General features: G+C 70.5%; 9 protein-coding genes and 1 pseudogene. 7 read left to right on the top strand and 3 right to left on the bottom strand.

Going from position 1 to position 7,810, the window contains the following annotated elements; translation table 11 throughout:
* On the bottom strand, nucleotides 1–483 hold a 483-nt coding region (locus BN11_RS07925), incomplete at its 3' end, for an alcohol dehydrogenase catalytic domain-containing protein (RefSeq protein ID WP_157044352.1).
* Between the two features lie 84 nt (nucleotides 484–567).
* Between BN11_RS07925 and BN11_RS07920 the strand changes: the two genes are divergently transcribed.
* Entirely contained in the window at nucleotides 568–1,215 is a 648-nt protein-coding gene (locus tag BN11_RS07920; RefSeq protein WP_048696409.1) for a TetR/AcrR family transcriptional regulator, read from the top strand.
* Nucleotides 1,216–1,242: 27 nt separating this feature from the next.
* On the opposite strand, the gene BN11_RS22495 is transcribed toward BN11_RS07920, so the two are convergent.
* Nucleotides 1,243–1,395, bottom strand: a complete 153-nt coding sequence (locus tag BN11_RS22495; protein ID WP_157044029.1) for a hypothetical protein — start codon at nucleotides 1,393–1,395, stop codon at nucleotides 1,243–1,245.
* Between the two features lie 60 nt (nucleotides 1,396–1,455).
* A pseudogene (locus BN11_RS07915) lies at nucleotides 1,456–1,938 on the bottom strand (transposase); the annotation flags it as partial.
* Between the two features lie 17 nt (nucleotides 1,939–1,955).
* On the opposite strand from BN11_RS07915, the gene BN11_RS07910 reads away from it, so the two are divergent.
* The 6 genes from BN11_RS07910 to BN11_RS07885 form a co-directional block, all read left to right on the top strand.
* Nucleotides 1,956–2,312, top strand: coding sequence for an integrase core domain-containing protein (locus tag BN11_RS07910; RefSeq protein WP_083433610.1), 357 nt, complete (start codon nucleotides 1,956–1,958; stop codon nucleotides 2,310–2,312).
* Between the two features lie 92 nt (nucleotides 2,313–2,404).
* On the top strand, nucleotides 2,405–3,343 hold the full coding sequence (locus tag BN11_RS07905; protein ID WP_083433609.1) for a MurR/RpiR family transcriptional regulator: 939 nt from the start codon (nucleotides 2,405–2,407) through the stop codon (nucleotides 3,341–3,343).
* Between the two features lie 59 nt (nucleotides 3,344–3,402).
* Entirely contained in the window at nucleotides 3,403–4,857 is a 1,455-nt protein-coding gene (locus BN11_RS07900; RefSeq protein WP_083433608.1) for an APC family permease, read from the top strand.
* Nucleotides 4,858–4,874: 17 nt separating this feature from the next.
* Entirely contained in the window at nucleotides 4,875–6,155 is a 1,281-nt protein-coding gene (locus BN11_RS07895; RefSeq protein ID WP_235435408.1) for a glutamine synthetase, read from the top strand.
* A gap of 4 nt (nucleotides 6,156–6,159) precedes the next feature.
* Nucleotides 6,160–7,311, top strand: coding sequence for an amidohydrolase family protein (locus BN11_RS07890; protein ID WP_048696406.1), 1,152 nt, complete (start codon nucleotides 6,160–6,162; stop codon nucleotides 7,309–7,311).
* Nucleotides 7,308–7,810 (top strand): M20/M25/M40 family metallo-hydrolase (locus BN11_RS07885; protein ID WP_235435407.1); only part of this gene is annotated, 503 nt, incomplete at its 3' end. The genes BN11_RS07890 and BN11_RS07885, both read left to right, overlap by 4 nt.

The raw sequence follows: 7,810 nt of genomic DNA, 5'->3' as shown, positions 1-7,810 counted from the left end.
CTCCCCCCCCCCCGCCGCGAGGGCGGTGACGCCCGAGACCCCGATCGTCGCCGCGTGACGGTCCTCGACGCCGTCCGGGGTCGGGGCGAGGGTGCCGGCTTTGGCGACCGCATACTGGGCGAACGACCCGGCGGCCGTCCCGCACACACGATCCCCGACAGCGAGCCCGTCGACGCCGGGGCCGACCTCCTCCACGACGCCGGCCACCTGCTGGCCCAGGACCGGCCGCTTCGGCCGCCGCACCCCGAAGGCCAGGCGCGCCATGAGGGGCAGGCCGGTGAGGAGGTGCAAGGTCGCGCGGTCGAGCCCGGCGGCACCGACCCAGACGAGCACCTCACCGGGGCCGGGGCTCGGCCGGGCGACGTCCTCGACGGTGACTACCTCGGGGCCGCCGTACTCGGGGCGGGTCACCGCCCGCATGACGAACCCGGGCCCCTGCTCCTGGGCTCGATCCTCGACTGTCCCCGCTGGCCGTTCGGGCATCTCGACTCCTATCCATACGTCGTAAGGCTTGAACACGATACATTACGACGTAAGGTTTGGTGCAAGACCTCGGAAGGATCCGCGATGCCAGCAAAGAAGCTCACCCCGGACGCCGTCCTCGTGACCGCCCTCGCCATCGCCGACCGCCATGGCATCGAGGCGCTGACCATGCGCGGCCTGGCCCGCGAGCTCGGGGTGGAGGCGATGTCGCTCTATCACCACGTCGCGAGCAAGGACGTCCTGCTCGACGTGATGGTTGACCGGGTCTATGCCGAGATCGCGCTGCCCGCGCCGGACGGGGACTGGCGCGAGGAGCTGCGCCGGCGCTCGGCGTCGGTGCGCGAGGTGCTGCGCCGCCACCCGTGGGCGCTGCCGCTCATGGAGTCGCGACGCTCACCCGGGCCGGCCAACCTCGCCTACCACGAAGCCAACATCGCCTGCCTGCGCGCCGCCGGCCTGACGCCGGCCCAGGTCGCCCATGCGTATGCCGTCGTGGACGCCTTCGTCTACGGGTTCGTCCTCCAGGAGCTCATGCTCCCGTTCGACAGCGGTCCCGAGGCCGCGGCCATGATCCGCGACGAGCCATGGGGCGCGGCGGTGACTGCTCACCCCAACATGGCGTGGTTCGCCGAGCACGTCGTGCTCGCGCCGGGCTATACCTTCGAGCGCGAGTTCGCGCCCGGCCTGGCGCTCGTCCTGGACGGGATCGCGGAGTCCTTCGGCCTGCCCTGACCGTGAGGGGGCCGGGCGAGGCCAAGCTCAGCGCAGGCTGCGGGGATTGATCGCGGCGGTGAGCGCCGCGGCATACACCTCGTAACCGGCGAGGTTCGGGTGGAAGGCCGCCGGCCCCGAAAGGCCGAGGATCCACGGGTCGGTCGAGTTGACCCCGTGCCCGAGGAAGCGCTTGGTCACGTCGACGAACTGGAAGCCGTGCCGTGCCGCGGCGGCCGCGATGACCGCGTTGAGGGCTCATCACAATCCAGGGTGTAGGCGGGACCTGAAGCCATCGGTTTCGAGCAGGGATCTGGCGATGTAGTTGGTCAGGTTGCGGAAGCCGAGGGCGGAGCCGCGCAGGTGCTCCAGGCGTCCGTTGAGGGCCTCGGTCGGGCCGTTGGAGGTACCGGGCCGGTCGAAGTAGGCCAGCACGTCCGCGGCCCGTTGGGTCAGGGTCCGGCCCAGGCGGCGCAGCTCGGTCAGCGGGGCCGGGACGCCGTCGCGCAGGCAGTCGATGAGCGGGCGCATCGCCTCCCGGGCTCTGGTCCGTTCGGGGTCGCGGTAGGCGGTGATCATCCGCTGGTAGATGCCCCAGGTCGCTTCGACCTCGACGTGGTCGTCGGTGCTGAACAGCAGGACCAGGCGCTCTCGTTGCCGGTCGGTGAGGAGGTCGTCCCCGGTGTGCAGGGTCCGCCGGGCCCGGTACAACGGGTCGCTGGCCAGGCCGCGGTGGCCGTGCAGCTCACCGAGACGGTGAGATCAAGCCGGTCGTCACGATCGTCACCGACAACGGCGGCCCGTTCCGGTCCTTTCGGTTCAAGGCCTTCATCCTCGCCCACCCCGAGCTGAACCACGTCCGCACCCGGGTCAAGTCGCCCGGCCAGAACGGGTCACGCGAGCGCGGGTTCGGCACGCTGAAGTACGAGCGGCTCTACATCGACGAGATCGACGACGCCGTCATGCTCGCCAAGCACGCCGAGGAGTACCGGATCGAGAACAACCAGATCAGGCCCCACGAAGCACTGGCCTGGAACCGGCCCAAGGAGGTGCACCTCGGCCTGGCCAGCCCGACCGTCCCGACACTTCAAACCACCGAAACCCTGCCAACTCCTTGACGCGGGACATGGTGGCGCGCCGGCGCACGTGGCGGTGGTGTCGTGGCAGAGTGCGGACTGAGAGGCTGTGGTCCTCGAGGTTGGGAGTGGGTATGTCGTCGCCGCCAGGAACAGCACCGACTACCGGAGCTGGATTGGATCCGCTCGGTGTTGCGGAGCGCACGCGGGAGGCTATGGGATCGCTGACCGCGAGTGAGCGGAAGGTGGCGCGGGCGTTGTTGTCGATGTACCCGGTGGCTGGGCTGGGGACGGTGGCCGAGCTTGCTGAGCGGGCGGGAGTGAGCTCGCCGACGGTGGTGCGTTTCGTCGCGCGGCTCGGCTTCGAGGGCTTCGCGGCGTTTCAGGGGTCGCTGAGGCGTGAGGTGCACGCGCGGATGGGGTCGCCGTTGGAGCAGTACTCCGAGCGGGGGCTGCCGGGCTCCGGTGAGGCGTTGCTGCCGTATGTCGCGGATTCGTTCGTCGGGTCGGTGCAGGCCTCGTTCGCGGAGGTATCGCCGAGTGAGTTCGAGCGTGCGGTGGAGCTGCTGGCCTCGCTGCGGCTGCGGGTTCATGTCGTGGGGGGCCGGTTCAGTCATGTGTTGGCCGAGTACCTCGTGGCTCACTTGCACCTGCTCCGGCCCGGTGTCGCCTTGGTGCCTCAGGACGAGTTCTCGCGCGTTGCGCTGGGGGCCGACGCCTCGCGTCGGGATGTGCTGGTGGTCTTCGACTACCGCCGCTACGACGAGGCGACGACAATGCTGGCCCGGCAGGTCGCCTCGGCGGGGGCTCAGGTGGTGCTGCTCACCGATCCGTGGCTCTCCCCGGTGGCTGAGGTCGCGGATGTGGTCCTGCCGGTGCGGGTCGAGTCGCCGTCGCCGTTCGACTCCCTGGTGCCGGCATTGGCCCTGGTCGAGGCGCTGGTCGCGGCGCTGACGGAGCGACGCGGTGAAGCCGGTCGGATCCGCGTAGAGCGATTCGAAGGCGTGGGGACGCTCCTGGACCCCGGTTGGCCGCCGACGGATCGCACCGCACGGCCGCTCGACGATTCGTAACAAATGTTTCAGTAGAACCTCTTGACGTGTTCCGCGTCACTCTTGTTTCATTGCGGGGCATGAGCGAGAGCACCGCGACCGGGGTCGATGAGTTGACCCATTCGATGACGACCGGGCTGCATCGCAAGCTGCGGGTGTGGGAGGTCACCGCGTTGTCGGTGGGCTTCATGGGGCCGGTGATGGCGATGTCCCTCAACGGCATCGGCGTGGCGGGACTGGTGGGGAAGGCGGTGCCGTTCACGTTCCTGGTCTCCTTCGCTGGGACGATGCTCGTGGCGTACGCGTTCATCCGGCTGACCCGGTACTTCGCCCATGCGGGCAGCGTGTATGCGCTGGCCGGGGCGACGCTGGGCCCGCGGGCGGGCTTCTTCGGCGGCTTCGCCCTGCTCGGCACGTACCTGTTCTTCTCGGCGTGCATCACCGGTGCCTGCGCAGTCTTCTTCGGGGCCATGCTCGGCGAGTTGGGGCTGGCCGAGCCTTCCGGGGGGTGGCTGGTCGTCGTGGTTGTCTCGGCGGCGCTGGCGTTGGCGTTGAACGTGCGCGAGTCGACGGTGACGACGCGCACGCTGCTGGCGATCGGGATGGTCGGGATCGTCGTCATGGTCGTCCTCAGCATGATCATCATCGCGCGGGTGGCCTCGGGTTCGGCGCCGGTGAGCACCGGGGTGGACCTAGGCACGTTGCTACCGGGGGAGGCGTCGATGACTGCGGTGATGACGGCGGCGGTGTTCGGCTTCCTCTCGTGGGCGGGGTTCGAGTCGGGGACCTCGCTGGGGGAGGAGACCCGTGATCCGAAGCGGACGATCCCGAAGGCGTTGACGTATGCGGTGGTGTTGGCCGGAGTGATCTACACGCTGGTGATGTTCGCCCAGACCATCGGGTACGGCACCGACGCCGCCGGTCAGGAGGCGTTCGCCGGAGCGAGCTCGACACTGACCGAGCTGAGCTCGACGTACGTCGGGCCGTGGTTCGCGGTCCTGATCTCCGTGATCGCCTTCTGTGTCGCCTTCGCCTCGCTGCTCAGCTGCACGGCGGCGGCCGCGCGGCTGGTGTTCGCGCTGGCCCGTGACGGTTTCGGGCCGGCGCAGCTAGCGCGCATCAGCGCCAAGACGGGCGCTCCCGTGGTGGCCACGGTGACGGTGATCGGCCTGACCGTGGCGCTGGCAATGCTGCTCGCGGCCCTGGGCGGAGGGCCGATCGAGGTCTACTACTGGTATGCCACGATCGCCACCTTGTGCATGGTGGTGGCGTACGGGATGGCCTCGGTCGGGGTGATCCGGCACACCTTCCGGCCCGGTTCTCCGATCCGGTCCTGGGAGGCTGCCTTCCCGGTCCTCGGTCTGGTTTTCCTCGCGTACGTCTACATCGTCCAGGTCGCGGGCCAGGAGACCCCGTACAGCTACTTCCCGTGGCTGGCGGGCGCCTGGTGCCTGGCCGGGCTCGCCGTTATCCTCGCCGCCCCGCGCCTGGCCGAACGCATCGGCGCGCGCCTGACCGTGGAGGACCTCGGATGAGCCTCGAGAAGAGCCCCGTGACGTTTGTCGCCACCAGCGACCTGTGCGCGATCACCAAGGGCCGCGCCGTCCTGACCGAGGACCTCAAGGCGGGCGGGTCCACCGGCTGGGTGCCGGCCAACCTCGGCATCGGCGCCAGCGGCCAGATCGTGGACCAGATCCCGTTCGGCTCCACCGGCGACCTGCGCCTGGCCCCGGACCCGAGCACCGAGCGGGTCATCTCCGGTGTCCCGGGCCGTCCGGACACCGCGATGGTCCTGGCCGACATCGTCACCACCGACGGCCAGCCGTGGGCCTGCTGCCCCCGGACCTTCCTGCGCGAGTCTGTGAGGACCCTGCGCGAGGAGTTCGGGCTGACGATGGAGTCGGCGTTCGAGCACGAGTTCATGACCCTCGACGTCGAGGACGAGCACCATCCCTTCTCCTGGCGCAACTTCCGTGCCGTCGAGCCGATCGGCTCGCTGCTGGTCAGCGCCATGCAGGCCAGCGGCCTGGAGCCGGAGAGCTGGCTGGCCGAGTACGGCCGGCACCAGTACGAGATCACCGTGAGCCGCGCTGACGCGGTCGCCGCAGCCGACCGGGCCGTCCTGGTGCGCGACATCGTCCGGGACGTCTTCTCCGCCGCCGGGCACCGCTCCACGTTCAGCCCGATGGCCTCGCCCGGGCACACCGGCAACGGTGTCCACGTGCACTTCGGCCTGGCCGACGACCAGGGCCGCAACGCGATGTTCGACCCGCAGCGTCCCGGCCGGCTCTCCGAGCTCGGAGGCCGGTTTGCTGCCGGCATCCTGCGTCACGCCGGTGCGCTGGCGGCGATCTTCGCCCCGCTGAGCATCTCCTACCTGAGGCTGCGGCCCCACCAGTGGTCCTCGGCCGGGGTGTTCCTCGGACTGCACAACCGCGAGGCCCTGCTCCGACTCTGCCCCACCGTGGAGATCGGCGGCAAGGACCCGGCACCGCAGCTGCACCTGGAGTTCCGCGGCGCCGACATCGGCGCCAACCCGTGGCTTCTCCTTGGGGCACTGCTGCAGGCCGGCATGGACGGGCTGCGCACCGCGATGGACCCGGCCGAGGTCCAGGTCGGCGAGGTCGACCCTTCCGACGCGGGCAGCGTCGTCGGGGATCTGCCCCATCACCTGGGCCAGGCGCTCGACCTGTTCGAGAACGACCCGGTGGTGCGCGGCTGGTTCGCACCGGACCTGGTGACGACCTACCTGCGGATCAAGCGCACCGAGCTGGCGGAGGTCAGCCGGATGAGCGAGGCCGAGCAGTGCGCCTGGTACGCCCGTGCCTACTGACCCGATGCCGGACTGGCTCACCGACCTGCCCCTGGTGGACCACCACTGTCACGGCGTCAACGGCACCACGGTGGACCGAGCGACCTTCGAGGACCTGATCACCGAGTCCGACCGGGCCGCCCCGCCCGGCACGACGTTCTTCGACACCCAGCTCGGGTTCGCCATCCGCCGGCACTGCGCCCCCATCCTGGACCTTCCCGTCTTCGCCGACCCCGACGACTACCTGGCTCGACGCGCCGAGCTCGGCCCGGCCGAGGTCAACGCCCGGCTGCTCCGTGCCAGCGGCATCAGCGACTACCTCGTCGAGACCGGCCACAAGAGCGACGAGATCCTCACCCCCCAGCAGATGGGGGACACCGCCGCCGCAGGCTACGGCGAGGTCGTCCGCCTCGAGCGCATCGCCGAGCAGGTCGCCGGCGAGGGAGACCCCGCCGACTTCGTTGTCGCCTTCGCCGACCGGCTCGACAGCCACCTCAGCGCCGCGGCCGGGGTCAAGAGCATCGCCGCCTACCGATGCGGCTTCGACATCGACCCCTCCCGGCCCTCGCCGGACGAGGTCGCCGACGCGGTCCAGCAGTGGAGGCGCTCCACGCCGAACGGGACCCCGCTGCGGCTCAGCGACCCGGTCCTGGTCCGGCACGGATGGTGGGCGGCGATCGAGCGAGCCGTCCCTATCCAGCTGCACGTCGGCTACGGCGACCCCGACGTCGACCTGCACCGCTGCAACCCGCTGCTGCTGACCGACCTGCTCCGCCTCGCCCGCGGCAGCGGCGCCTCCTTCATGCTGCTGCACTGCTACCCCTTCCATCGCGAGGCCGGCTACCTGGCCCACGTCTTCGAACACGTCTACTGCGACGTCGGGCTGGCCGTGACCTACACCGGCGCCCAGTCGGCCCAGGTGATCGCCGAGTCCCTCGAGCTGACCCCGTTCGGCAAAGCACTGTTCTCCTCGGACGCCTTCGGCGCCGCCGAGCTGTTCCACCTCGGGGCCCTGCTCTTCCGCCGCGGACTGGCCCGCGCCCTGGACACGTGGGCGGGCGCCGACTGGCCGCCGCACGAGCAGCAGCGGATCGCGACGATGATCGCCACAGGCAACGCCCGCCGCGTCTACCGGCTGGACCAGATGGCGACCACCACCTTCGGAACAGGTCCGTGACCACCGTGCAACACGCCATCGACACCCTCGAGGACCTGCGCCGCGACTGGTTGTCAGCGCTCCACGCCGAGCTGCCCGACGCCATCGCCCTGCGGCACCGACTGCACGCCCAGCCCCGCCTCTCCGGCGACGAAGAGGACACCGCCGCCACGATCGAGCACGCCTTGGGCATCTCGATGGAACGCCTCGCCGAAACCGGACGCATCGGACGCGTCGGACCATCCGAGGGACCCTCGGTACTCCTGCGTGCCGAGCTCGACGCGCTGCCGGTGACCGAGGCCACCGGGGCACCCTACGCCGCCACCAACGGCGCCATGCACGCCTGCGGACACGACGTCCACCAGGCCGCCCTGGTCGCCGTCGTCCGGGCCTGCAGGACCTTGTCACTGCCGGTGGGGCTGGTCGTGCTGCTGCAACCGCGGGAGGAGACCTACCCCTCCGGCGCCCGCGACGCCGTCCAGTCCGGTGCGCTGACCCGGTACGGCGTCGCCGCCGCTGC

The organism is Nostocoides australiense Ben110 (genome assembly GCF_001050535.1).
Taxonomy (GTDB): domain Bacteria; phylum Actinomycetota; class Actinomycetes; order Actinomycetales; family Dermatophilaceae; genus Nostocoides_A; species Nostocoides_A australiense.
This window is presented reverse-complemented; position numbering and strand designations above follow the sequence as displayed.

Coding starts and splice junctions, on each gene's coding strand:
- BN11_RS07920 (WP_048696409.1), top strand. CDS start 568: ATGCCAGCAAAGAAGCTCACCCCGGACGCCGTCCTCGTGACCGCCCTC.
- BN11_RS07905 (WP_083433609.1), top strand. CDS start 2,405: ATGTCGTCGCCGCCAGGAACAGCACCGACTACCGGAGCTGGATTGGAT.
- BN11_RS07900 (WP_083433608.1), top strand. CDS start 3,403: ATGAGCGAGAGCACCGCGACCGGGGTCGATGAGTTGACCCATTCGATG.
- BN11_RS07890 (WP_048696406.1), top strand. CDS start 6,160: ATGCCGGACTGGCTCACCGACCTGCCCCTGGTGGACCACCACTGTCAC.